Below are 23,625 nucleotides of genomic sequence, written 5' to 3'. Positions count from 1 at the left end.
CATCGATCAACCGCTCCATGCGCCCGACATCGATATGGCCACCTGGCCACTGCCGCCCGGCCGGTCCTGTGTCCGCAGGGCGCGACGATTGACCCGCCTCCAGCTGACCGACTGGCACGTCAACCGCCACAGCAGGAGCGCTGACCTGCTCGTCAGCGCACTGGTCGCCAAGGCGTTCCATCACGGGACAAGACCGATCCGGCTCACCCTGTGGACCATGGACGGCACGCTACGCTGCGAGGTCGAGGACGCCGATCCGGCACTCCCCCACACGCGCCACGCCGGCCAGGACGACGAACAAGGCCATTGGCTGAGCCTGATCAACCAGTTCGCCTGCTGCTGGGGCACCACACCTACCCCTGCCGGCAAGGCCGTCTGGTTCGAGCTGTCAGAGCCCTGACATGCCCACCTCAAGCCGGCAGGCCCGGGGACAATGAAGCGCTCCGGCTTTGTTGGAGGCTCAACGCCGCCCCCTCCCCGGAGTACTTCGGTTACAAGCGCGGCCTGACGCTTTTGAACGCAGTCAATGATCAAGTGATGGGGATCGGGCAGATGGTCGTGCCCGGCACGCCGCGCGACTCGCTGTACATCCTCGACACCCTGATCAACATCGACGCGGGGCCGCAACCCGAGGTCGTCACGACCGACCAGGCATCCGACTCGGACATGGTATTCGGGATCTTCTCCATGCTGGGCTACCGGTTCGCGCCCCGCTTCGCCGATCTGGGCGATCAGCGGTTTGATGCGCCGAGCTGCCCGACGGGACGGCGCGGCGTACGGGCCGCTGGAGGCGATTGCCCGCGACAAGATCAACCGGATGAGGATTCACACCCAGGGGTCGGATATGACTCGGGTCGCCGGATCGCTGGTGAACAACCAGGTCCGTGCCTATGACCTGCTGCGCATGTTCGCCCGCAACGGCTCCCCGACCCCGCTCGGGGAGGCGTTCGCCGAGTACGGCCGGATCGACAAGACCCTGCACCTGCTGTCCATCCTGGACCCGATCGACGACACCTACCGCCGCAAGCTGAACAAGCAGCTCACCGTCCAGGAGTCCCGGCACCGGCTCGCCCGCAAGATCCGCCACGGCGCCAGCGGCCAGATCCGCAAGCCCTACCGCGAAGGACAAGAAGATCAACTACGGGTATCACCGGAATACGGCAGAAACGGGCGCAAGACCGCGTAGCCACATGAATCCGGTTGCGGCGGGACTGGTGTGCCTGGTGGGGTACCTGCATGGACGCTGCTACTGAGCAGGTACAACGCGCGAGGGCAGGAAAAGACAGTACGATCACGCGGCAACCGGCTCCATGACACAGGCTGGCGGTGCTCGGGGCCCTGATGCTGGCCGCTCTTACCTTCAACACCGCGGAGAACCTGCCGGTCGGCCTCTTGGAGCTCATCTCCGACGACCTACGGATGTCCCTGTCAGCGGTTGGCCTGCTGGTTACTGGTTACGGCGTGACGGTGGCCATCGCATCCGTGCCACTCGCCCACGTCGTGCGGGCTGTACCCCGACGCTATGTGCTTACGGGACTGCTTGCTGCGCTCGTGGTGTCGAGTCTTGTTGCGGCGCTGGCTGCCTCCTACCGGCTGCTCCTCGTGACGCGGCTACTGACCGCGCTTGCCCAGGCGCTGTTCTGGGCCGTGATGGGGCCGGACGCGGTGGGTCTGTTCGCGCCCGAGGTCCGGGGGCGGGTGGTCGGGGCGCTATCCGTCGCTGGTTCGCTCGCTCTCGCGCTTGGTGTTCCCGCTGGAACGTGGCTGGGCCAGCTGGCCGGGGTGAGCATCACTGGTGCGTTTCTGGACCGTTTTCCGCAGTCCGCGTTGGCCGCCGCCGTGGCCACGCAGGCGCTAGGCATGCTCGGCCTGTATGCGTTCGGCGCTCATCAGGTGGCGGCGGTGGTGTTTCTGATGCTGATGGGCGGTGCACTCGGGCCGGTGTTCATGTCCACTCAGAACGCGATGCTGCACTGCGCGCCGGGCCGCACGGACATCGCCTTGGCGGCGAACTCCGGCGCCTACAACGCCGGCATTGCGGCAGGTGCCGCGCTTGGGGCACTGGTCCTGCCGCTCGCTGAGGTACGAGGCACTTTCCTCGCCGGGGGGCTACTGGCCGTTGAGTCCTGCACGGTCCTCCTCGGCGGCGGGCTGCTACGTGCGCACCGTCGTCCACAATGCCGATGAGGAACACCGACTCGTAGCCGCCGGTGGGCCGAGTCGCGCGCGCGGTCCGCCTCGGGGTGGCTGACCGGCTCCGGCTGCACCAGGTGTCCCGGCCGACTCGTTCGAAGCCGCAGTGCCGTTCGACCTGGTGCTGCGCGTGGACGCCGCGTGGGCCTTCGAGGCCCTGGCCGCCGCCGACGAGCACCGCGACCTGTGGCTCGGCGGCTACCACGACGTGCTCGGCTTCGTCACGCTCCTGCTCCGGCCGACGGAGCGGTAGCCCGGCTGGCCGTACCGGAAGAAGGCGTGAAGAAGATGGGCGGGTTCGGGCAATCAGCGCTGATCACTTCTTCAGAAAGGCGCCAAATGCATGAGCTCGTCCCCTGTCCGTGTCTTACGCATGAGTGAGGCGACGACTGACGCGTCGATCATCGAACGGTCGTTACACGAGGCCGACGCGTTCTCGATGATCTTCGATCGGTATTTCCCGGTCATCCACCGGTACGTGGCGGCGCGGCTCGGGCCGGGCGCGGCCGACGACGTGGCCGCCGAGACGTTCCTCGCCGCCTTCGACCAGCGGCACCGCTACGACCCGGCCTTCGACGACGCGCGGGCCTGGCTGTACGGAATCGCCACGAACCTGATCGGCCGGCACCGCCGCGGCGAGATCCGCCTGTACCGCGCGCTCAGCCGTGCCGCCAGCCCGGACGACGTCGCCGGGCACGCCGACCGGGTGGTGGAGCGCGTCTTCGCCGAACGGCTGAGCCCCGAGCTGGCGCGCGGGCTGGCGGCGCTGTCCAAGGGCGACCGCGACGCGCTGCTGCTCGTCGCCTGCGCCCAGCTCAGTTACACGGAGGTGGCACGCGCCCTGAACATTCCGGTCGGCACGGTGGGCTCCCGGGTCAACCGAGCCAGGCGCCAACTGCGCACCACATTGGGCCCCACGGCACGGGAGGTAATCGACCATGGATGAGCTGCGGCAGCTACGCGACCGTCACGACGCGATGCCGGATCCGGCCGCGGAGGTCGTCTCGGAGGCGCGTTCCCGGCTGGCGGCCCACATGCGCGCGTCCCGGAACCGGAGGCCCGCCCGGTTCGTGGCCGTCCGCCGCACCCGGCCGGTGTGGGGGCTCGGCCTGGCCGGCGCGGCCGCCGCCGCCGTCCTGGTGGCGACCACGGTGAACGGCGCGGAGACCGGCAGCGGCCGTGCCGGGGTCGTGAGCGCGCTCCCCCGTACGGGCGCGACTCCGACCGGCGCCCCGTCCCCCACGACCCTGCGGCTGCGTCCCGTCGCCGACGCGCGAGACCTGGCCGGCAACGCGGCGGCCCAGGCCGCGGCAGAGCCGGACGTCACGCCCCGGCCGGGCCAGTGGGCGTACCTGAAGAGCCTCACCGCCCAGACGCGGGTGGACGGCGGCCCCGGACTGTTCGGCATTCCGAAGGTGAAGACGACTCATGAGAGCTGGCGGCGCCTGGACGAGAAGGGCTTCGCCTACATGGAGCACGGCCAGCTCAAGGTGGAAGAGGGATCGGAGTACGAGGTGACGTACCCGTACCTGCTCTCGCTGCCGGAGGACCCCGGCGCGCTGCTGGAGCGCGTGTACGAGCAGATCAACGCCGAGGAGACCGCGAAGCGGCAGGACCGCCCGGCAGCCAAGGGCGGCCACCGCTTCACGCCCGCTCCGCTCACCCGCGACGAGCGGGACATGTACGCGTTCCAGTACATCGCCCAGGGCATGCGCGACGCCGTGCTGCCCGCCAGGATCCGCGCCGCGATGTACGGGGCCATGGCCAGGATCCCCGGCGTCCGGTACGAGAAGGGTGCGTCGGACCTCGCCAAGCGCCCCGGGGTGACCCTCTACCGGGTCGGCAACGGCTACCTGCGCGACGAGATCTTCATCGACCCGGAGACGTACGCGTACCTCGGCTACCGCACCGTCGTGATCCGGGACCACAAGGAGCTCTTCAGCGCGGTGCGCAAGGGCCAGATCCTCGGCTGGGACGCCCAGCTCAAGGGCGCGATCGTCGACGAGGCGGGCGACCGCCCACCTTTGACAGGCGAGCGGATATCGGCGGACTGAATAAGCGATCGGAGATGGAAGTGGAGTTTTGAAAAAATTCTCAGAGCGGATGACGAGATTTTTCGGGGCCGACGACGCATTGCATCTCGGAGATGACACGCATGCGCTCGACGACGAAGAAGAAACAGACGATTCGGAATACGCTGATGATGATCTTTGAAAGACCGGTCCTGTTCTCCCGGGGACGAGGAGGCGTCATCCGAAGTTCCGGTGCCGGTAGAGGCCGGGGCCGGGGTTGGGAGGATCGCGGGTCACGGAGCGGGCCAGGGAGGTTCTCTCGATGACGTTCACGGTGGCGGAGGTGCGCCGACGCACCTATAAGGCGAAAGACGCCTGGTGGACGGTGTTCCTGGTGGATCCCCTGGCGGGCCCGCTCGTGGCCGTGACCGCGAACCGGACCTCGATCACCCCGAATCAGATCACCTGGGGCGCCTTCGTTCTCGGGCTCGGGTCGGCCGGTTGCTTCGCAATGGCCGACTGGGCGTGGTTGGTCGCCGGAGCCGTTCTCTATCATCTGAGCTTCGTGCTGGACTGCGTGGACGGCAAGATCGCGCGCCTGAAGGGCACCGGAACCGTCCTAGGCGGCTGGCTCGACTACGTCTTCGACCGGATTCGGGTGCTCACCTGCACGCTCGCCCTGACCTGGGGGCAATACGCGGCGAGCGGGCAGGAGATCTATCTGGTTCTCGGCGTCATGATCGTTTTTCTCGACATGCTGCGCTATGTCGACGCCCTTCAAATCGCGAAGGTCCGGCGGCAGATGCGCCGCACGCTGAAGAAGGCGACGCAGGAGTCGGCCACGGCCGGCCTGCCGACCGTCTCCGCAGATCTGCTGCTCGAAGACGGCGACCTTGACGCCGACGAGATCACGGTCCGCCCGGCCGGGACTGTTGACCTTCAGCAGGAGTTTCGCACGCGTTTCGACTGGTACCTCCGCGTCCGCGAATGGTTGCGCGCCCATCGTGTCCGCACCCACCTGGTCAGCGGCATCGAGTTCCAGATGGCCGTGTTCATCGTCGGCCCCCTGCTGGGCCAGATCGTCGCGGTCACCATCGGCGCGGCGACCCTCCTGCTCGTCTTCGAGGCCGCGATCATGTACAAACTCTGGCTGTCCTCCCGCGACTTCACCCGCGCTCTGGCCGGCATCCCGCCGCCGCCCACGCACTCCACACTCTCCACACTCGGGTAGACGCCCGCCCTTCTCCCGAACACGACCGACACGCCCACGCTCCTACCTCCGGGGCCTCACCCCCGGCAAAGCGCTTCGGCCAGGCGCCACGCCATGCGCCCTGCCCAGGACCAAAGTGCACGACATCCGCCCGGTCCGGGACCGGCGAGGCCACTCGCCGGTCCCGGACCGGGCCACACCGCTACGGCCGCCTTCTTCCGGCTTCACGCAAGGGGCCGCCATCACCGTGAACGGAAATGTGACGTGTCCTTCGTACGTCGCGCCGCCGTGACGACGCTTCTTCGGGCATTGGAGATACGCGACCGCCAGCGTGCCCGCTCGGCGCCTCCGGCCGACGGCCAAACGGTGAGCATCTTGTTGCTGCACGCCAACGGTATGGGCGGCACGATCAGGACCGTCTTCAACCTCGCCGAACACCTCGCGCGTACGCGCGACGTCGAGATCATGAGCGTGCTCAGGGAACGTGAGCGTCCCTGAACCTGATCGCCGCCCGCTTCGCCCCGCCCGAGGTCATCACGATCGCCCAGGAGCATGGCAACCTGTCCGGCCACCGGCCGGCCATTCGCGCACAGATCTTGCGCCGCTACGGCAGGCTCGACGCCCTCGTCACCCTCACCCAGGCCGACCTCCTCAGCTACGAGCACGCCTACCGGCGAAGAGGCGGCAACGGCCCGCAGACGTTGATCCAGATCCCCAACGCCGTCACCCGGCTGAGCGGCGGCCCCGCCGCCCTCACGACCAAGAACGCGGTCACCGTGGGTCGTCTGGCCTATGTCAAGGGCCACGACCTGCTGATCCGCGCCTGGGTCCATGTCCATGCCAGACATCCGGACTGGAGCTTGCGCATCGTCGGCGCAGGCCCCCGCGCGGCCAAACTCCAGATGGCGATCGACAAGCGCGGGCTGAGGAACCGGGTGCTCTTGGAAGGTGCTGCCAGGGACGTCGGCGCGGAACTGGACACCGCCTCCCTATTCGTGCTCGGCTCGCGCCGCGAGGGCATGCCGATGGTCATCTTGGAAGCGATGAGCAAAGGGCTGCCGGTGATCAGCTACGACTGCCCCACCGGACCGGCCGAGCTGATCACCCACGGCTTCGATGGGTTACTCGTCGAACCCGGCAAGATCCACGCGATGGCCGACGCGATCTGCACACTCATCGAGAACTAGGAACTACGCCGGCAGCTCGGAGCCCGCGCCCTGAACACCTCGGCCCGATACCGCCCCACCACCATCGCAGCCATGTGGGACCAACTCCTCGCCGACCTGATCGATAAAAAGACCCGGGGGGTATCACCCGTGAAGTGACAAACTCACGGCGGAAGCATCCGCTGCGGAGATCTTCACTCAGGCGATCGGCGAGTAGGCGGAAGTACCCTCTGAGCGCCTGTTAGCAGGGGTGTTAGCAAGATCGCGAGATGGTCATGACAAACACGAAGGCCCGTCCCAGGGAGCCCCTGGTGACGGGCCTTTCACATAAGCGCGGCCGACAGGAGTCGAACCCGTAACCTGATCCGTAGGGAAGGGCAGATACCTTGTCAACGACGTCCCGGCCTGGTCAGGCGGTGGGTAGCGGCTGGTGGAGTGTGATGGTGTAAGGCCGTGTTGCTGTACGCACCTGCTGTACGTCGAAGACCTGGACCTGCGGCTGGACGACGAACACGTCCGCATCCACGGCAAGGGCGGCAGCGTCCGCACCGTCCTGCTCGACGACCGCGGCTGCGTCACCCTACTCAAGCTCTACCTGACCCGCGCCGGCTACACCGCCGGACCGCTGTTCCGCGCCTCCATCAACGGCCGCGGCGGACCTCTGTCCTACGCCGCCGCCCACCATCGCCGGCAGAGCTACTGCGCCGCCGCCGGTGTCGAGATCGCAGCTGTACGCGTTGCTCGACGACAAGGTCGCCGACTTCGAGATCCGCGCCGCCCGCCGACGCCGCGACCGGGCAACCCGCTGAAGAACCTTCACGGCCAAGAGCGACCTCACTCGTTGCGGCCAAGATCCTTCTCAGCGCCAACGGCTGTCCGCTGGTTCCTCACCCCCGGATATGCCGAGTGTGCTGCTGCCTCCCCTGGAATTCTGGAAGTTGCCCGTTGCTGATGAACGTGGCGCTCCACGGGCTGGAAGAGGCCGCTGGAGTCCGCTACCGCACCATAACCAATCAGGGTGAGGTGGCGGTGGAACGGTTCTCCGATCTTGGTGAGGTATGCCGACGACCTGGTCGTGTGCTGCCATTCCGAGCAGCACGCGGCGCAGGTCAAGGAGCGGCTCGCCCGGTGGCTGGGTCCTAGAGGGCTGATCTTCAACGAGGACAAGACGAGAGTCGTGCGCCTCGAAGCGGGTTTTGACTTTCTGGGGTTCAACCTGCGTCGCTACCCAGGCGACAAGCTGCTGATCAAACCGAGCCAGGATGCGGTCAGGCGGTTTCGGAAGAGGCTCACCGACGAGGTCCGCGCCTTGCGCGGCTCGAACGCGAGGGCGGTCATCGCCAGGCTCAACCCCATCATGCGGGGCTGGGCCGCCTACTACCGAGGAGTGGTGGCCAGCAAGATCTTCTCCGCGCTGGACCATCACGTGTGGTGGCCCACTTTCCGATGGGCACGCCACACGCACTCCAACAAGCCGAAGAAGTGGATCGTCAGACGCTACTTCGGCCGGTTCAACCGGTTCAGGAACGACCGGTGGGTGTTCGGGGACCGCACCTCCGTCTCTGACGGGGGAATGTCCGCCACCTGGCCAAGTTCTCCTGGACCACCATCGTCCGGCATCAGCTCGTGACGGGGCGGGCCTCTCCCGACGACCCGGACCTGACCGAGTACTGGGCCAAGCGGCGGCGAAAGAATCAAACCCCCATTGGACAGCTATAACCTGCGCCTGCTCGCCAGGCAGGACGGACGCTGCCCGCTTTGCGGCGAGGCTCTTCTCGCCGCCGATCAACCGCCGCAATCCCCCCGAGAATGGGAGAACTGGTGGCTGAGCACCGCCCGCAGGGCGATAGCCGCCCTCTACCTCACCCACCACGGGCGGGACGGCCAGCCGGACAGAACCACAACCCGCCTGGTGCACGCCTCCTGCAACCGCAGCCACCAGGCCCGCGCGCGCAGGACCCGGTGACATCATCGCCGTGACGCCCTCGTGGCTTGCTTGAGCCGAGGTGCGGGGAAAGCCCGCTCGCCCGGTTCTGAGGGGGCGGTGGCGCGGTAACGTGCCACCGCTACCCGACCGATCTCCCTGTTCGGCGATTATGACCAGGCCGAGGAGGAGTTCCCCCGGTCCAAGTACGGCCATCCCAAGGACCGGCGGCCGGATCTGAAGCAGATCCGGCCGGGATCGGCACCAGCGCCGATGGCGGGGTGCCGGTCTTTTCCCGGGTCTACGATGGCGGCGCGGCGGAGGTGTCGCAGGTCGTCGGGGCGATGCGGGCACTGCAGAAGATCGCCGACCGGCGGGAACTGCTGCTGGGCGATTCCAAGACCATCTCTTACGACAACGTGCGGGAGCTGACCCACGCCGGGTGACCTTCATGGCCCCGGCGCCCAAAGCCGTCGTGCCCGCCGCTGTCCTGGCCGGCTCCTGACGCGGCCGCTGACACGACACCGCATGGTCGACGGCGAGCGCAAGGGCTGGTCAGCCGGCTCGCGAGGATTTTGCGAGACACTATGTCGTTACTTATGCACAGTGTTTTGTAGCAGTAAGCTTGTGGGGTGCCGAAGTTGTGGAACGAGACGATCGAGGCGCACCGCCGCACGGTGCGCGACGCGATTCTCGACACCACCGCCGCGCTGGTGGCCGAGCGCGGCCTGCTCGGGGTGACCATGTCGCAGATCGCCGAGCAGACCGGCATCGGGCGGGCGACCCTGTATAAATACTTCCCCGCCGTCGAGACGATCGTGCTGGTTTGGCACGACCGCCGGGTCGCCGAGCATCTGAAGGAGCTCGTCACGGCCCGCGATCACGCCGGCGGCGCGGAGCAGCGGCTCGAGGCCGTGCTGCGGACGTACGCGCACATCCAGCGGGAGCGCGGGCACCACGGCGAGCACGAGAGCTTCGGGGCGGACGTGTTCGCCGCCCTGCACAAAGGGGAGTACGTCGCGCGGGCGCATCAGGAGCTCGACGAGCTGCTCCGCGACGTGCTGGCAGGGGCCGCCGAGGCCGGTCACGTGCGGGCGGACGTGCCGGCCGACGAGCTGGCGGCCTACTGCCGGCACGCCCTTCAGGCGGCGGCCGCGATGCCGTCCAAGGCGGCCGTTCAGCGCCTGCTCGAGGTCGTCATGGCCGGGATGCGGCCTTAGGAGCGGGTTCTGGCAACCTTGCGGCGGCGGTAGAGGTGCACGCCGACGAAGACGAGCTTGACGGCGACGGCCAGCAGCAGGAGGTCGACGATCATGCCCGTCCATTGGGGCATGGCCAGCAGGCCTACCCCCACGCCCACATGTATGGCGACGCCCACCGCGACGGTCACGGCGATGAGCATCGCCTGGCCGCGTCCCCGCTTGCGACCGCCCGCCGAAGCCTGTGATCCGTGCAGGGTCCGTGATCTCTCCGTGGTGGTCGATCCGTCCTTGGAGCGCCACTCCACGCTGACGGGGTCGCGGGCGGTGAACCGGGTGAGGTTCCTGGCGATGAGCTCCTCGATCCGGCGCACGTTCTCCTGGTCGTCCGCCTCGATCCGCAGTTCCAGCGTGTCGTCGGTTGCGTCCACGGTGCAGGTGCCCCAGTCGAACGTGATGGTGCCGTGGGTGTCGCTCCATTCGGCCTCGACGCGTTGCGGCCGCTCGGCAGGCGGCCGATGGCCGAGGTGGCCGGGGATCTGGTGGCCCTTGCGCCCGCCCATCTGCTGGGCGTGGCGGCAGAGCTGGGTGAGATAGCGGCTCGGCCGTTCGATCTTGACCGTGGCTTCGCTGGTCGGCATCGTGCTCCTTCTGCTTGTTCGGACTCGGGGTCAGATCCTGATGAGGGCGACCAGCCAGGCCGCCAGGCCCTCCGGGCCGAGATTGCTGTCGATGGTGGCGGCGTCGATCGAGTCGATCTTCCAGCCGTCGGAGAACGCCGCCGCGATCTCCTCCCGCGTCACCCGGCGCGGACCGTACTCACCCGCGCCCGGCTGCCGTTCGCTGAAGCACAACATGAAGTAGCGGCCTCCCGGCCGCAGGGCGGCGCGCAGACTCTCGACATACGTGGCCCGGTCGGCGTCGCCGAAGATGTGGAAGATCAGCGAGTCGAGCACGGTGTCGAACGTCTCGCCCAGCTCGCCCAACCGCAGCACGTCATGGCGCAGCCACCGGACGGCGAGCCCCCGCTCGCGCGCCTTCTCCGCGGCGGCCTGGAGCCCTTTCGGCGCGAGGTCGACGCCGGTGACGTCGAGTCCCATGCCGGCACACAGCAGCGCGAGCTCGCCGGTGCCGCAGCCGACGTCCAGCACCCTGCCGCGAAACTCGCCGGCCTCGGCCAGGGCGGCGAACGCCGGTTGGGGGCGCCCGACGTCCCATGGGGGCGTGGTGCCGTACAGGTCCTCCGGAGGGCCGTGCGGGTGCACGGGCGCGTCGCTCATACGTGAGTCCTTTCCTTGTGGATCAATACACCGTGATGCAGTGGAACAGCATCGAATTGAAGACTACATGCCGCTCATGATACATACAGTGTGTATCGAAAAATCCTCACATGCCACGGAGGAAGGGGCACTGCTGTGAGCGAACGCGGTAAGGCACTGATGGAGGCGGCGACCCGCCAGCTGCGCGAAGCGATGGACCTGTTCGGTCGCATGACCGAGGCCGATCTGCGCAAACCGTGCCACGACGAGGGCGGCGACGGTGCGGGGGACACCGTCGGCGCGGCCGGGCGCCATCTGGCCGACGGCTACGGGCGGCTCGGCGGACTCGTCCGGGGTGCTGCGGACGGCCCGGCGGCACACCAGGCCGGACAGCACGATGGATCAGTAACGCACGGGGGCGGCCACGACGGAGCGCCGGGGCCCGCGAACCTGGCCGATCTCCTGGGCGACCTGACCCGCGCCAACGATCAGATCAGCCGGCTCGGCGACCTGACAGACGAGCGGCTCGACAGCGTCTTGGACCCGGCCACGAGCCGTTTCTCCGACGGGAGGCGGACGCTGGAGCAGGTGATCGGTGTTGCCCTCGCCCACCAGGCGGAACACCTGTCGACCTTGCGGCGGGCCGTCGCGGCGGGCCAGGTGGAGGTCCCCGGAGCACGGCTCTACTACGAGACCCACGGCGACGGGCCGCTCCTCGTCATGGTCCCGGGAGCCGGCGGCACGGCCGACGTGTTCAGGATGGTCGCGGCGCACCTCGCCGCGCACCACACCGTGGTCATCTACGACCGGCGCGGCTTCTCACGCAGCCGCCTCGCCGGGCCTCAGGACTACGACCGCCGCCTCCAGACCGACGCCGACGACGTACGGAGGCTGATCGGGCATTTGGGCGGCGACGACTCTGCGACCGTGTTCGGCGCCAGCTCGGGGGCCATCGTCGGCCTGGAGACGCTCGCCCGCCACCCCGAAGCGGTGCGCACGCTTGTCCCGTACGAGCCGCCCGCCCTGGGGCAACTGCCCGACGGGAAGGAGTGGGAGACCTTCTTCAGCGGCGTCTACGATCTCTACCGATCGTCGGGGATCGAGCCTGCGTTGGAGGCGTTCCGGGAGCGGACGTTCGCCGAGATCGACCGGCGGACCATGGCTCGCGCCCCCAGGAACGACGCCAACGCCGCTTATTGGTTCGAACACGAGCTGCGTCAGTACCCGCCAGCCGAGCTCGACCTGGACGCCCTCACACAGCACGCCGACCGGATCCTCCCGGCCGCCGGGCGTGAATCCCACGGCTATCCCTGCTACGAGGCCATCGGGCGCCTCGGCGAACGGCTGGGCCTGGGCGTCATCGAGCTGCCGGGCGGCCACACCGGTTTCCTCTCGCACGCCGCCGAGTTCGCCGAGGAGCTGACCCGGCACCTCACGGCCAGGAACGCCTGACACCGCACCACCCAGGCGGCCCGCGACGACCCGAGTGCGGCCCAGAGGTGTGTGACCCCGCCGGCGTCGGCGAGCCGGTCGGTGTAGCGGATGAACAGGCGCGATCGGAGTGATGGACCAGTCCCTCCAGCTCTTCGGCCTAGCCGTCGCGGCGCCAGATGGCCATCTCCAGCGGCTTCCGGCATGAGGCCGCCGGGTTCACGCGCTGCCCGCCGACTACCAGGCGCTGCTGTCCGCGGTGTGCTCCGGCCAGGATCCGCTGTCCTGCAAGACGATCTGTGCGCAGGCAACAACGTCTCAGCCTCCACCATCCGCCGCTGGCTGCTGGAGGTCATCGACCTGCTCGCCGCACGCGCCCCACGCCTGGACCGCGCCCTGAAGAAGATCGCCAAGGCCGGCGGGCAGGTCGTGTTGCTGGACGGCACGCTGGTGCGTACCCGCCGCCGCACCGGGCGAGCCAACCGCACCAACTACAACGGCAAACACAAGGTCCACGGCCTGCTGTTCCTCGCCCTCACCGACGAGAACGGCAACCTGATCTGGATCTCCTCCGCCAAGCCCGGCCGTTCCAGCGAGATCCGGCGCGGCCGGGAGCGTCGCGGCCTCGCGCAGCAGCCGGAGCGCGTCGCGCGGCGCCGTGTCGTCACCGCTCCCGCACAGCAGAACGTGAATCGGGACCATCGCGCATGTCCCCTCCGTCTCCGAACCTGTAGCCCACACCGTGCACCGTGCGCACCCAGTGGCCGGACCGGGCGTCGTCACCGAGTTTGCGCCGCAGGTTGGCGATGTGGACGTCTATCACGTGGGCGTTGCCCGGCCAGTCGGTGTGCCAGATCGCCCGGGTCAACGTCTCGCGAGGCCATACCCGCCTCGGGTTGGAGGCGAACAGCGCCAGCAGGTCGAACTCGATGCGGGTCAGCGGCACGGGCCGGCCCGCCAGGTGCACCTCGCGGCTCTCTTCGTCCACGACCAGGTCGCCGAACTCGTGGACCCCCGCCCGTTCGGGGAAGGCGCTCTCCGGCTCGCGGCGGGGCCGCCGGAACATCGCCGCGACGCGCGCCGCCAGCTCCCGCGGCGAGAACGGCTTGGTCATGTAGTCGTCGGCGCCCACCTCCAGGCCGATGAGCCGGTCGGCCTCCTCCGTACGGCCCGACACCATGATCACGTACGCGCTCGTCATCCCCCGCAGCCGCCGGCACACCTCGATGCCGTCCATGTCCGGCAGCATGAGGTCGAGCGTCACCAGGTCGGGCCGCCTCTGCGCGACCAGGTCCAGCCCCTCGGCCCCGGTGGCCGCCTCCGACACCTCGAAACCGGCCATCCGCAGGACCTCGCACAACAGCCTGCGCATCTCCGCGGTGTCCTCGATGACCAGTGCCCCCGGCCGTTCCACCACGCCATCACCTCGAGTCAGCCACCGATCGCCGGCGAGCGCGGTGGCGGCGCGGTCGCACGACCGTGACCCCGGCGATCCCTCCCCCGTTCAAGGCCTCACTTACCGCAGCGAGCCGCCGCGAAACCGCCGTGCCGCAGATGCGACGCGCAGGTCGGTGAAGCAGGTCGTGGCGTCCTCGTTGTAGAGGCCGGCGTGGCCGCCCCGATAGGGCCGTTCACGGTCGTGGAAGCGGACCAGGTGACGGCCGTCCACCTTGGCCGTGATCGTGGCGCCCACCTGGTGGATCTCGATCGTGTGCCACACGCCGAGCGCGTAGGACCGGGCGCCCGTGGCGAGGTAACGCTGGTTGCCCGGGTAGCCGGGGGTGACCTTGCCGAGCTCCCAGCCGTTGGGTTTGGGCACGAGGTAGTAGAAGTGGTCGTCGTCCGTGTAGTGCCACACGACCCAGGCGACCTCCCAGGCGTTGGGCGTGGGGCGCCGTAGCTGGTGCAGGGTCCTGGCCCGTACGCGGATCCGGACGTCCGTGTAGCGGCCGGTGGTCAGGGCCAGCGCGGCGTGCGTCTCGGCCGGGGCTCGCGCGGGCCGCGGTGACAGCCGCCACACCCACCGGCCGCCGGCCTGGTACGTGCACGCCCTGCCGTACCCGTCGTAGGTCAGGAACAGCCCCGCCCGGACGGTCCCCTCCGGCCACGGGACGCACGGGGCGGGCGCGGCGGGCGCCACCGGGAGGGCGAGCAGCGCGACGGCGGCCAGTGCCGGGCCCGCGAGCGCTCTCACGCGGGTCCCGGTGACGGATCGGCCAGCCGTTCGGTCTTCATCCAGACCCGCCGGCCGCGCGCCGCCCGCCACAGCCCCCGGCAGGCCGCCACGAGCCAGACCAGGTTGTAGACGATGAACAGGTGACCGTAGCAGAGCCCGCGCAACCGCCCCATGTCACCGCTGATGCGCGCGTAGAGCGGCCCGAGCAGGAAGGCCGCGCCGAACGTCAGCGCGTACCACGACGCGATCGGCACCGGCTGGATGAGCTGCTCGCGCGCCACCGGCGAGAACGCCACCCCCACCAGGGACGCGACCAGCGAGATCGTCATGAAGGCGCCCACGAAGATCAGCAACGGGCTGAGCAGCACGTTCAGCAGGTCGGTCGCCACCCGGCCGGACGCCCGCCCGACCACCGACGGCACGAGCCGCAGCGCCTGAAGGTGCCCCTGGAACCAGCGTGAGCGCTGCCGCGCCAGGGCGCGCACGCTGACGAGCCCCTGCTGGCTCACGGTCGCGTCCGGGACGCAGGCGGTACGCCAGCCGGACAGCACCATCCGCACGCCCAGGTCCAGGTCCTCGGTCAGGCTGGGCGACCACGGGTCGTCACCCAGGTCCAGGAGGGCGCTCAGCCGCATGATCTGGCCGTTGCCGCCGAGCCCCGCAGAGCCGATGCGGGTGCGGGTGCGCTGGAACATCCAGGTGTAGACGACGAACTCCATGTCCTGCATCCGCGTCAGGAGGCTCTGCGTCCGGTTGCCGATCCGCACCCCCATCTGGACGGCGCCGACCCGGGGGTCGGCGAAGTACGGCAGCGCCGTGTCCAGGGCCCGCGGGTCGAGCCGACCGTCGGCGTCCATCAGGCAGACCAGGACACGGTCGGCGTCGTCCAGCAGTTCCTCCGGAAAGTGGCGAAGAGCGTGGTTGAGCGCCCTGCCCTTGCCCTGGCGGGCGTCCGGCGGCTCGCGCTTGAGCAGGCGGACCAGCGGGCCGGCGACCCGCCGGACGACTTCGGCCGTCCCGTCGTCGGAGCCGTCGTCCACGACCAGGACCTGGCCGCCGGGCAGGGCGCTCAGGGTGGCGGCGATGACCCGCTCCTCGTTCAGGCAGGGCACCAGGAAGACGACGGAGAAGTCGCCGCCGTCGCCGGCGGGGTGCTCGGCGATGCCCGCCGATTCCAGGTACATCCCCAGCGTGTAGGTGAACACCAGCAGCACGGCCGACAGCGCGCACAGGACCAGCACGGTGATCATCGGCGCCTCCTGTGGGCGGCCAGCACGAGCGTGCCGAGGACGACGACGTACAGCGCGAACAGCAGTCCGGCGACCGCCAGGGCGAGCCGGGCCACGCCGAACGCCGTCGCCCCGACGTCCACGGCCCGCGCGAGGAGCTCAGTCATGGCGCTTGCCTTTCCTCTCTCCTAGCTGACAGGGCGCCACGAAGCGGTATCCCATCGACTTGAGCCGGCCGACGATGTCCTTCAGCCGGTCGGCGCCGAGGAAGGGGTGGTAGAAGAACCCCGCGACGTTGTCGCGTACCACGAGCTGCGCCTGGGCGTGTTCCACGATCGCCTCTGGGGTCCCCTCGTCCTCCATGACCGGGTGCAGCTCCACCATGCCGAGGGTCTCCGGGACGACGACGCTGCCATAGACGTCGCGGATCACGTACGGGGCGAACTGCTCGTCCATGTACGGCGACACCGGCGCGTGGCCCTCCCAGCCGGGGGTGAAGTAGGCCCCGCGGTCATAGCGGGCGGCGAACTTGCGCGCGATGACGCGGTAGTCGTCCGGCGAGGCGGCGTAGTGCGGCACCTCGAAGACGTGCGGCTCGGGCAGGCCGGCCGCGCGGACCTCAGCCACCGCCTGGTCGAGACGGTGTTCCATCCAGGTGGCCGAGTCGCCGTGGATCGCTCCGTCGTAGATGAGCCGCTGCTGGGCGTCGAAGTGGGTGCGGAAGAACTCGAAGTCCTGCCCGCTCTCCCCGTTCGTGGGATTGGGCGGGCCGTCCGACTGGTGGGTGTAGCCGTGCAGGACCATCGTGCCGCCGTGCTCCAGAAGGTAGACCAGGGCCCGCACCAGCTCCGGCCGGTCCCGCAGGCGGATGGTCGCCCGCTCCTGACCATCCTTCAGCGGGCCGCGGTAGACCGGGATGACGCCGAAGCTGAACGGGACGCCGAGCCGGGACAGCGTCTCCCCCGCCGCGCGGATGGCCTCGGGATCGGCCTGCGGTCCGAGGTCCTCCAGGCGGACCAGGGCGCGGTGGCGGGCAGGCGTTCCGGGAGCGAGCAGGTCGAACAGCAGGTCGGACACGGCCAGGAAGCGGTCGTCGTCCTCGTCGATGTTCAACGCGACCTCGGCGACGTAGGTGAGGTTCCCGGACCTGACGGCCCAGGGACCCGTCCGGCGATCCGTCGTGACCGCCGTGGCCAGCACCCGGGCTCTGCTGGGGTCGAGAGCGGCGAACGTGCTGATCGGTCCCTGGGCGGGGTCGCGGCTCAGCAGCACCCCCTTGTACTGGACGCCAGTGACGCGCTCCAGGCCCGCGCCGCGCTGGACGGCCTGCCCGGACTGCGGGATCGGCGGCTGGGCGTCGGGTCCCTGGCGCGGAACCCGGCGGGGCGCCAGGCCCTCGCCGTCCCATCGCCAGCCGTAGCGCCGCGCGAAGTCGTCCGCCGTGGTGAGCGTGCCGATGTTGCCGCCCAGCCAGAGAACGGGGCGCCGGCCGGCGAGCACGTCGCCGCGCAGGGCCGCCGGAAGCCGCTGGGTGCTCGACATGCCCACGTACACCAGGGCCCGGTGGCCGGCCAGCATGCCGGCCCGGTAGGCGCTCGTCCGGATCACCCGTACCGGCCCGAAGTGCGAGACCAGGTTGGCGGCGCGGGCCGCGTACACCTGGAACGCGGCCGGCCCGTCGGCGTCGTCGACGGCGATCAGCGTCGCGTTCGCGTTCGTGCCGTCTTTGTCCGTGCCGTTTTGAGGCGTGCTCTTCTGGTCCCTGCCGTTATGGTGCGTGCCGTTCTGGTCCATGCCCGCGCGTGCTGTCGCCGCCGGGTTCGCGGACCGTCCGTCCGGCGCGTCCGGGCCGTTCGTGCTGCACGCCGGCCACGTACGGGGCGCGGGCAAGGTCACCGGCTCCTTCCTGGAGAAGATCCCCAGGCTTGCGCCCGACACGACGAGAGCGCTCAGCAGCAGAGCCGCCAGCCACCTGAGCCCGGCGTGCCGCCGGAGCCCGCCCGCGCGCTCGCCGTCGCTCATCGCACGATCACCGGCCTCACGCCATGGCTCGCCGCCTCGACCTCGACCACGACCCGGTAGTCCTGTCGGGGCACGCCCTGTTCGGGCAGGGCTCCGAACGGGACGGGGCGCGGACCGAGGCCGAACAGGTGGGCCAGCGCCGCCAGCACCCGCTCGGTGGCCCGCCCGTCGCCGTAGGGATTGCGCGCCCGCGCCATGCGCCGGTAGTCCTCGGGCGAGTGGAGCAGGCCGCTGACACCGGCCACGATGCCGTCCTCCTCGGTCCCCACCAGCCGTGCCGCCCCGGTGCGGAGCGCCTCGGGCCGTTCGGTGGTGTCGCGCATCACGAGCACCGGCTTGTTCAGGCTCGGCGCCTCCTCCTGGATCCCGCCGCTGTCGGTGAGCACGAGGTACGAGCGGCGCAGCAGGCGGGCGAAGTCGCCGTAGCGGAGCGGCTCGGTGACCGTGATGTTCGGATGCCGGTCGAGACGCGGGAGCAGGGCGCGCCTCACCTCCGGGTTCGGATGCATGGGGAAGACGAGGTGCACGTCCCTTTCACCGGCCGCCGCCAGCCGCGACAGGGCCCGGGCGATGCCCTCCATCCGGTCCCCCCAGGACTCCCGGCGATGCGCGGTGACCACGATGACGCGCCGGCCGTCCTGCTCCAGCGCGGCCAGCCTCGGTTCCCTGTACCCGTGACCCGTACAGGTGCTCTGCAGGAGCGCGTCGATCACCGTGTTTCCGGTGACGACGATCGACTCGGCGGACACGCCCTCACGAAGGAGGTTGTCCGCGCTGCCTGAGGTCGGCGCCAGATGGAGGGTGGCGATCCGGCTCGTCAGGCTGCGGTTCGCCTCCTCCGGGAACGGCGAGTACAGGTCGCCGCTGCGCAACCCGGCCTCCAGATGCACGACCCGCACCCGGTGGTAGAAGGCCGCTAGCGCTCCGGCCAGCGTGGTCGTCGTGTCCCCCTGCACGACCACCGCGTCGGGACGGTACGCGGCCACGAGACCGTCCAGCCCGCAGACCGCCCGGCTCGTCAGCTCGGCGAGGGTCTGTCCCGGCCGCATGATCCCGAGATCGACGTCCGGTTCGATGCCGAACGTCTCATGGACCTGGTCGAGCATTTCCCGATGCTGCCCTGTCACGACCACCACCGGCTCGAAGAGCGCCGCCTCGGTCAGACCAATGACCAGGGGAGCCATCTTGATCGCCTCGGGCCGCGTGCCGTACACCACCATGACGCGACGTACGCCCGACCCCGCACGCCCGGTGCCCACGAGCCTCGTTGAAGAGCACATAAAACGACAATTCGCACTAAAACATTCAGCAATCCTCAAGACTGCCTCAGGACTACCTCAATTCGTCCGCGATGCCAGGGGTTGGGGATCGTCCGGGTTGTCCTGGAAACTCCTCGCCCACCCCTTCTGGCGACGACTCCTCGTCCCACCGTGACCATCTGCACCATGATCCATCTCACCGCTAATGGCTGTCCTCTCGTTCCTCGACCCCGAGGCCTACGACGCACGGCCCGACGTCCATGCCCTGGTCATGGACGTCGGACGGGCAGGGCGCCCGGACTTCCGGCCGGACGCCCTCTTTTAAAGATCAATTATCGTTTTCCGTGACCCCGGAAGGCGGCAGGACGAGCACGCTGGGGGTTTCGGCGCCTCTTCCTCGTCAGACGACGAGCCTCGCGTAGCCGATCGTATAGCCGTTCTTCTTCGCGTCGGAGACTCTGGCGTCCAGCCTCTTGTAGCTGTGCGCGGTGTAGAAGATCCCTCTTTCGTTGTTGGCGGTCTTCTTGGTGACGATCGACATGTGCTCGGGTCCGTCGTGCAGCCACGGGTCGAAGTCCCAGTACATGATGTCGCCGACCTGCACCTGTGAGAACGTGGAGCGCCACTGGATCCGGTGCCGGTTGGCCATGTGGTACATGCTCTTGTGGACCAGGACGAACGTCTGCGAATCCTTGCCGGTGGGAGCCGCCCAGAACCAGTTGTTCAGGTTCTCGCGCTTCTGCTTGGCAGTTCTCCCGTAGTTCCGGATCTCCCAGGCGCCGCCCCCGAACCGAAGCGCCTTGGAGGCGAAGTTGGTGCAGTCGTTGTTGGTGTATTCCACGTGGCTGTTGACGTTCCTCCTGGCCCAGTTGGCGATGCCCGACTGGCTCACGGAGTTGGCCGAGACCGTGTCGCTGGGGGTGTCGTCCGGTACGGGCACGGTGAGGTCTTCGCTCGTATCCGCGCTGACCCATCCCTCCGGGTGAGCCTGGGAGTCGACCGAGTCGCCGTCCGTCCGATCGATCAGGCCGTCGGCGGAGCCGTCCGTACGCTGTCCCTGCCCCGCTACCACCAGGTTGAAGGAATAGTCCGTGGCATTCTCCTCCTCCTCGGTGGTCTTCTCGCCGGTTTCGTCACGCACGACACGGTTCTGGTGCACAGTTGCCCGAACGGTCACGGTAGCGCTGTCGGCCGACAGGGACACGAGCGGGTCTCCCAGCGTGGTGATTGAGCTTTCCTGGGCCCCTCCGCCGACCTCGGCCTTGGATTTCGCGGTCAGCAGCTCCTGCTCGTCCGCCTGGAGCAGCGACTCGAACCGGTAGCCTTGGTCGTGTTTCCCGATCGCCTCTGCGGCGCTCGCGAAACGTCCCTCGACGATGCCCTCCCGGCTGTCCAGATACTGGGCCACCGCGTCGACGTATTCCTGCCGGTCGGGCACGGCCTGCGGCTTGACCGCCGCGGTCGTGCTCCAGGCTCCGGCACCTTGCTCGTTCTTCCCGCGCACCCGGAACACGTAGGCCGATCCGTTGGCCAGCCCAGGGAGGATCGCCCTCGCCTCGGACGGCGTCAGCGTCTGAACGACGTTCCCCGAGCCGTCGAGGACCTCCAGGTCGAACCCCGTGGTCCGCGTGTCACCGGTCGCCTCGGACGGAGGCCCCCAGGTGACGAGCGCTCCGCCGTCTCCGGCGCGCACGCTGACGTTCTGCAGAGCTCCCGGCACGCCGGGCGGGACATAGGTGACGGTGATCCTCGCCGAGCCGAAGGCCATCTCCGGCGCCGCCGGGTCGGTGGCCCGCAGCGCGAGCTCGGCGAAGCCCTGGCCGTCCTGGCGGTCCCCCTGCACGGAACCGGTGATGTCGATCTTCGGGTCGGTCTGGTCAACCTCGGCGAACGGCTCCTCCAGCAGCCTGGCGGAGACGTCGGCGCCCGAGGCGTCGGCGGCGAGGGCGCCCTTCAGCTCGTACGCAGACACCTTCCCACCGGTGGGGCAGGCCATGGCGCACATGGGGGTGCCGAGGTCGAGTGTCGCCGAGGCGATCTCCGCACCCGCCGGGATCGCGCCGAGGTCGGCCTCGAACGTGGAGATCCGGCCTCCTCCCACCTGCAACGCGGAGGCCTCCTCAAGCGTGCACGGGTTCCCGTCGCAGGCGTCGGACGCCGTTCTGGCCGCGCGGACGCTGAGCACGTCGGCGTCGAAGGTCTTGGTCTGGGTGGGCTTCTCCGCCGCAGCCTGCGGCGCGATGAAGGTGACGGGAGCGGTGCGGGCGCCGCAGGCCGCCACGACGCATGCCTCCATCTGCCATTTGTAGGAAGCGCCGGGTGTGAGCAGCTCGGGAGAGACTTTCAAGGACGCCCGCTGCCCGCCCTGAGCGTCGGCGGTTCCCAGCGGACTGGTCCCCACCGCCGTGCCGGCGCTGTCGAAGAGGTAGAACCTCGCGGTCAGCCATTCGCCTGAGGGGCGTGAGAGCAGACCAGACAGCACCACGGCCGACGGGTCGCTCGCGCCGGTGGCCAGGCCGGTGGGCACCCTGGGCACGTCCGTCGCGAACGGCGTCCAGGACGACCAGCCGCTCGCGCCGGTCTGGCTCGTCACCCTGGCACGGAACCGGTACGACCCGGGGTTGCGCAAGGCGTTCCCCGACACCTTCCAGATCGCCGTCGTTCCTGAGGCCACGCCCTTGGGGCCGCCCGTGGCGATCACGTCGCCGTTGCCGGCCTCGGTCACCTCGAAGGTGTAGTCCAGCGGCTTCCCGGAGGGATCGGTCGCCTTGGCCCACAGGGTCGGCGTGAGGCTCGCAACCGTGGTGACCGCCGGGTCCGTGGAGGCTCTCGGGGTCACGTCCAGACCGGTGGGGGTGGCGAGCTTATAGGAAAAAGTGACGGTGAGAGCAGGTTCCTTGTCGCCCTGAGCGCCCGAGACGTAGTTGGACGAGTAGTAGCGCCGCCAGGTTGAGGCGTCCTTCTCGTCGGCGCCGCGCAGCTGGATGCCGTAGTTCGGCTGGCCGTCGGCCCACGCCTGGACGATGGCGTCGGTGTCCCAGTGCATGAAGTCCTGCGGGCAGCTCGCCGCGCCGTAGGCCGTCTTGGTGGTGACGGCGCCTGTGGTGGTGGTGGCCGGCTCCGAGCCGTACCTGATGGTGTCGGGGTCCCAGGCCGAGGTGATCCGGCGCGCCTGCACGCCGGCGCTCGGGTCAACGCAGACCGACGACCAGAACGTCCACAGGCGCAGGTCAGTGTCGACGATCTGGGTGCCGAGCAAATCGTCGACGTGCCGGAACTTCAGGTAGGAGCGGGCGATGTGGGTGCCGTCGTAGGTGCCGGCCTTCAGCTCGGTCGAACCGCGCTGCGAGTCGGGAATGTCACTCTGTACCCACGTGTCGGTCTCGACGGTGAGCGTGCTGGTGGGGTCCACGGTCACGGGGTACTTCACCGCGGGGTCGGAGAGGAATTTCGCGTCGGGCTTCAGCACCAGGACGGTGCCCTGGCCGGTCTGCTTGATCGTCATGTCGATTGCGGCCTGGTGGGCGGGTTCGCCGGAGCGCGGATCGGTCGTGGCGTCCCACATGCGCGGGGCCGGAGCGGATGCCAGCAGTTCGCCGGAGGCGTCCTGCAGGTTCAGGCCCTTGTCGGCGGCCTCCGAGAGCTTCAGGCCCTTGGTGGCCACCGGCAAGGTGATCTCCAGGGGATGGGAGGGGGGCTTGCGTAAGACGATCGAATGACTGAACCCGTTCGGCAGCGCCTTTACCATAAGGTCGCCGCCGGGCACGACGTCCTTGTAGGTCGCGGTGTCCCCCTTGACCTGCGGCGCGGGCAGGGCCTTGCCCCAGGAGACGGCGAACGAGCGATCCACCCGCTGGACCTTGGCGAACGGCTCGCCGCCGCCGTCTGACACCTGAACGTCCGAGGCGGTGCGCTTCGGGCGCAGGCCCGCCTGACCGTCGCGGACGAGGGAGGTGTCGATCGGGCGCCACGTGTCGCCGTCCTTGACCCGCACCGGCCCTGGGAAGGTCTCCAAGGTGAACGTGCCGTCGGGGTTGGCCCAGAGCGAGGAACTCTCGGTCTTCTCGCTCTCCACCTCCACCCGCCTTCCCTGTGCCTTCGCCGTCCGCGTGGCCACCGCCCGGTCGTCGGGCTTGAACGTGGCGGCCGTCAGGGCGGGCTGAGGCATGGTGGCAACCTGACCGGGTCGAAGCGTGGCATCGTCCGCCAGCGCGGCCTGCGAGATCGCGACCTGCCCGGTCAACGACGCGGCGACCATGAACACCGCCAGGCCGGCGACGGCGCCACCACGGCGCTCCCTCACGGCCCGACTGCTCGCTGGATGGCCGCGTACCCCTCGAGACTTCTTCACTGTGCTCCCTTGTCACCTCGGCCGTCACAGGCCGTCAGTCTGAATCTCGAAACGGCACCATTTTCGGCGTGAGCCCGGTTGGGGGGTACATGTTTGCCCCTGAGTGCAAATGCCCTGGTCGCGGCGTGCTCCGGCTTCTGCAGAGGTTGATGAGATTTCGGGGATTCTGAAGGTCTATCGTCCTGGTCGTTCGT

At 69.2% G+C, this 23,625-nt stretch carries 23 protein-coding genes and 1 pseudogene; 14 read left to right on the top strand and 10 right to left on the bottom strand.

Annotation, left to right across the window (positions count from 1 at the left end; translation table 11 throughout):
- The 13 genes and pseudogenes from ACGFJ2_RS58045 to ACGFJ2_RS57985 form a co-directional block, all read left to right on the top strand.
- The coding region (locus tag ACGFJ2_RS58045) for an ATP-binding protein (RefSeq protein WP_393483816.1) at positions 1-400 on the top strand (400 nt) is incomplete at its 5' end.
- Positions 401-459: 59 nt separating this feature from the next.
- Positions 460-1,141, top strand: a pseudogene (locus ACGFJ2_RS58040) (Tn3 family transposase); the annotation flags it as partial.
- Between the two features lie 185 nt (positions 1,142-1,326).
- Positions 1,327-2,187: an MFS transporter gene (locus ACGFJ2_RS58035; protein WP_393483813.1), complete on the top strand. Its 861-nt coding sequence runs from the start codon at positions 1,327-1,329 to the stop codon at positions 2,185-2,187.
- A 112-nt stretch (positions 2,188-2,299) separates the two neighbouring features.
- The gene (locus tag ACGFJ2_RS58030) at positions 2,300-2,446 is read left to right on the top strand and encodes a hypothetical protein (RefSeq protein ID WP_357961056.1); all 147 of its coding nucleotides are present in this window, start codon (positions 2,300-2,302) and stop codon (positions 2,444-2,446) included.
- 120 nt (positions 2,447-2,566) lie between these two features.
- Positions 2,567-3,139: a sigma-70 family RNA polymerase sigma factor gene (locus tag ACGFJ2_RS58025; protein WP_358207653.1), complete on the top strand. Its 573-nt coding sequence runs from the start codon at positions 2,567-2,569 to the stop codon at positions 3,137-3,139.
- Positions 3,132-4,247: a CU044_5270 family protein gene (locus ACGFJ2_RS58020; protein ID WP_393483809.1), complete on the top strand. Its 1,116-nt coding sequence runs from the start codon at positions 3,132-3,134 to the stop codon at positions 4,245-4,247. The genes ACGFJ2_RS58025 and ACGFJ2_RS58020 overlap by 8 nt, the downstream gene beginning before the upstream one ends.
- 280 nt (positions 4,248-4,527) lie before the next feature.
- Positions 4,528-5,436: a CDP-alcohol phosphatidyltransferase family protein gene (locus tag ACGFJ2_RS58015; protein ID WP_393483806.1), complete on the top strand. Its 909-nt coding sequence runs from the start codon at positions 4,528-4,530 to the stop codon at positions 5,434-5,436.
- A 345-nt stretch (positions 5,437-5,781) separates the two neighbouring features.
- Positions 5,782-5,913, top strand: a complete 132-nt coding sequence (locus tag ACGFJ2_RS58010) for a hypothetical protein (RefSeq protein WP_357961070.1) — start codon at positions 5,782-5,784, stop codon at positions 5,911-5,913.
- 98 nt (positions 5,914-6,011) lie between these two features.
- Complete coding sequence (locus ACGFJ2_RS58005) at positions 6,012-6,602, top strand: glycosyltransferase (protein ID WP_393483803.1); 591 nt, start codon at positions 6,012-6,014, stop codon at positions 6,600-6,602.
- A 1,030-nt stretch (positions 6,603-7,632) separates the two neighbouring features.
- Positions 7,633-8,211: a group II intron maturase-specific domain-containing protein gene (locus tag ACGFJ2_RS58000; RefSeq protein WP_393483821.1), complete on the top strand. Its 579-nt coding sequence runs from the start codon at positions 7,633-7,635 to the stop codon at positions 8,209-8,211.
- Positions 8,212-8,286: 75 nt separating this feature from the next.
- The gene (locus ACGFJ2_RS57995; protein WP_357961076.1) at positions 8,287-8,547 is read left to right on the top strand and encodes a hypothetical protein; all 261 of its coding nucleotides are present in this window, start codon (positions 8,287-8,289) and stop codon (positions 8,545-8,547) included.
- A gap of 239 nt (positions 8,548-8,786) precedes the next feature.
- On the top strand, positions 8,787-8,951 hold the full coding sequence (locus tag ACGFJ2_RS57990) for a hypothetical protein (RefSeq protein WP_357961079.1): 165 nt from the start codon (positions 8,787-8,789) through the stop codon (positions 8,949-8,951).
- Positions 8,952-9,137: 186 nt separating this feature from the next.
- Positions 9,138-9,725: a TetR/AcrR family transcriptional regulator gene (locus ACGFJ2_RS57985; protein ID WP_357961081.1), complete on the top strand. Its 588-nt coding sequence runs from the start codon at positions 9,138-9,140 to the stop codon at positions 9,723-9,725.
- Here the strand turns inward: ACGFJ2_RS57985 and ACGFJ2_RS57980 are convergent.
- Together ACGFJ2_RS57980 and ACGFJ2_RS57975 are read right to left on the bottom strand one after the other, a co-directional pair.
- Entirely contained in the window at positions 9,722-10,345 is a 624-nt protein-coding gene (locus ACGFJ2_RS57980; RefSeq protein ID WP_357961084.1) for a DUF2218 domain-containing protein, read from the bottom strand. The genes ACGFJ2_RS57985 and ACGFJ2_RS57980 overlap by 4 nt on opposite strands.
- A gap of 30 nt (positions 10,346-10,375) precedes the next feature.
- Positions 10,376-10,984: a class I SAM-dependent methyltransferase gene (locus ACGFJ2_RS57975; RefSeq protein ID WP_357961087.1), complete on the bottom strand. Its 609-nt coding sequence runs from the start codon at positions 10,982-10,984 to the stop codon at positions 10,376-10,378.
- A gap of 135 nt (positions 10,985-11,119) precedes the next feature.
- Here ACGFJ2_RS57975 and ACGFJ2_RS57970 point away from each other — a divergent pair, with 135 nt between their 5' ends.
- A complete protein-coding gene (locus tag ACGFJ2_RS57970; protein WP_393483798.1) occupies positions 11,120-12,415 on the top strand; it encodes an alpha/beta fold hydrolase in 1,296 nt (431 codons plus the stop codon).
- 297 nt (positions 12,416-12,712) lie between these two features.
- On the opposite strand, the gene ACGFJ2_RS57965 is transcribed toward ACGFJ2_RS57970, so the two are convergent.
- The 8 genes from ACGFJ2_RS57965 to ACGFJ2_RS57930 form a co-directional block, all read right to left on the bottom strand.
- A complete protein-coding gene (locus ACGFJ2_RS57965; protein WP_393483795.1) occupies positions 12,713-13,096 on the bottom strand; it encodes a hypothetical protein in 384 nt (127 codons plus the stop codon).
- Positions 13,059-13,811: a response regulator transcription factor gene (locus ACGFJ2_RS57960; protein ID WP_357961094.1), complete on the bottom strand. Its 753-nt coding sequence runs from the start codon at positions 13,809-13,811 to the stop codon at positions 13,059-13,061. Before ACGFJ2_RS57960 ends, ACGFJ2_RS57965 begins: the two co-directional genes overlap by 38 nt.
- A 99-nt stretch (positions 13,812-13,910) precedes the next feature.
- A complete protein-coding gene (locus ACGFJ2_RS57955) occupies positions 13,911-14,588 on the bottom strand; it encodes a hypothetical protein (RefSeq protein ID WP_357961097.1) in 678 nt (225 codons plus the stop codon).
- Positions 14,585-15,820 (bottom strand): glycosyltransferase family 2 protein, encoded by a 1,236-nt coding sequence (locus ACGFJ2_RS57950; protein WP_357961100.1) that lies wholly within the window; start codon positions 15,818-15,820, stop codon positions 14,585-14,587. Before ACGFJ2_RS57950 ends, ACGFJ2_RS57955 begins: the two co-directional genes overlap by 4 nt.
- Positions 15,817-15,966, bottom strand: a complete 150-nt coding sequence (locus tag ACGFJ2_RS57945; protein ID WP_225302465.1) for a hypothetical protein — start codon at positions 15,964-15,966, stop codon at positions 15,817-15,819. The genes ACGFJ2_RS57950 and ACGFJ2_RS57945 overlap by 4 nt, the downstream gene beginning before the upstream one ends.
- Positions 15,959-17,821: a DUF2334 domain-containing protein gene (locus tag ACGFJ2_RS57940; protein WP_393483790.1), complete on the bottom strand. Its 1,863-nt coding sequence runs from the start codon at positions 17,819-17,821 to the stop codon at positions 15,959-15,961. Before ACGFJ2_RS57940 ends, ACGFJ2_RS57945 begins: the two co-directional genes overlap by 8 nt.
- Positions 17,818-19,080, bottom strand: a complete 1,263-nt coding sequence (gene wecB, locus ACGFJ2_RS57935; RefSeq protein WP_357961106.1) for a non-hydrolyzing UDP-N-acetylglucosamine 2-epimerase — start codon at positions 19,078-19,080, stop codon at positions 17,818-17,820. The genes ACGFJ2_RS57940 and wecB overlap by 4 nt, the downstream gene beginning before the upstream one ends.
- A gap of 400 nt (positions 19,081-19,480) precedes the next feature.
- Positions 19,481-23,383 (bottom strand): DNRLRE domain-containing protein, encoded by a 3,903-nt coding sequence (locus ACGFJ2_RS57930; protein ID WP_393483787.1) that lies wholly within the window; start codon positions 23,381-23,383, stop codon positions 19,481-19,483.
- Between the last annotated feature and the right edge of the window lie 242 nt (positions 23,384-23,625).

Origin of the sequence: Nonomuraea sp. NPDC049028 (genome assembly GCF_043197735.1) — a bacterium.
Lineage (GTDB): Bacteria > Actinomycetota > Actinomycetes > Streptosporangiales > Streptosporangiaceae > Nonomuraea.
The sequence above is the reverse complement of the archived record's forward strand: the minus strand, read 5'-3'. Positions and strand labels throughout refer to the sequence as shown.

Excerpts from the sequence above, each read along its gene's own strand:
- ACGFJ2_RS58020 (WP_393483809.1), top strand. The coding sequence starts at position 3,132 with ATGGATGAGCTGCGGCAGCTACGCGACCGTCACGACGCGATGCCGGAT.
- ACGFJ2_RS58015 (WP_393483806.1), top strand. The coding sequence starts at position 4,528 with ATGACGTTCACGGTGGCGGAGGTGCGCCGACGCACCTATAAGGCGAAA.
- ACGFJ2_RS57940 (WP_393483790.1), bottom strand. The coding sequence starts at position 17,821 with ATGAGCGACGGCGAGCGCGCGGGCGGGCTCCGGCGGCACGCCGGGCTC.
- ACGFJ2_RS57950 (WP_357961100.1), bottom strand. The coding sequence starts at position 15,820 with ATGATCACCGTGCTGGTCCTGTGCGCGCTGTCGGCCGTGCTGCTGGTG.
- ACGFJ2_RS57965 (WP_393483795.1), bottom strand. The coding sequence starts at position 13,096 with ATGGTCCCGATTCACGTTCTGCTGTGCGGGAGCGGTGACGACACGGCG.
- ACGFJ2_RS57980 (WP_357961084.1), bottom strand. The coding sequence starts at position 10,345 with ATGCCGACCAGCGAAGCCACGGTCAAGATCGAACGGCCGAGCCGCTAT.
- ACGFJ2_RS58025 (WP_358207653.1), top strand. The coding sequence starts at position 2,567 with ATGAGTGAGGCGACGACTGACGCGTCGATCATCGAACGGTCGTTACAC.
- ACGFJ2_RS57975 (WP_357961087.1), bottom strand. The coding sequence starts at position 10,984 with ATGAGCGACGCGCCCGTGCACCCGCACGGCCCTCCGGAGGACCTGTAC.
- ACGFJ2_RS57945 (WP_225302465.1), bottom strand. The coding sequence starts at position 15,966 with ATGACTGAGCTCCTCGCGCGGGCCGTGGACGTCGGGGCGACGGCGTTC.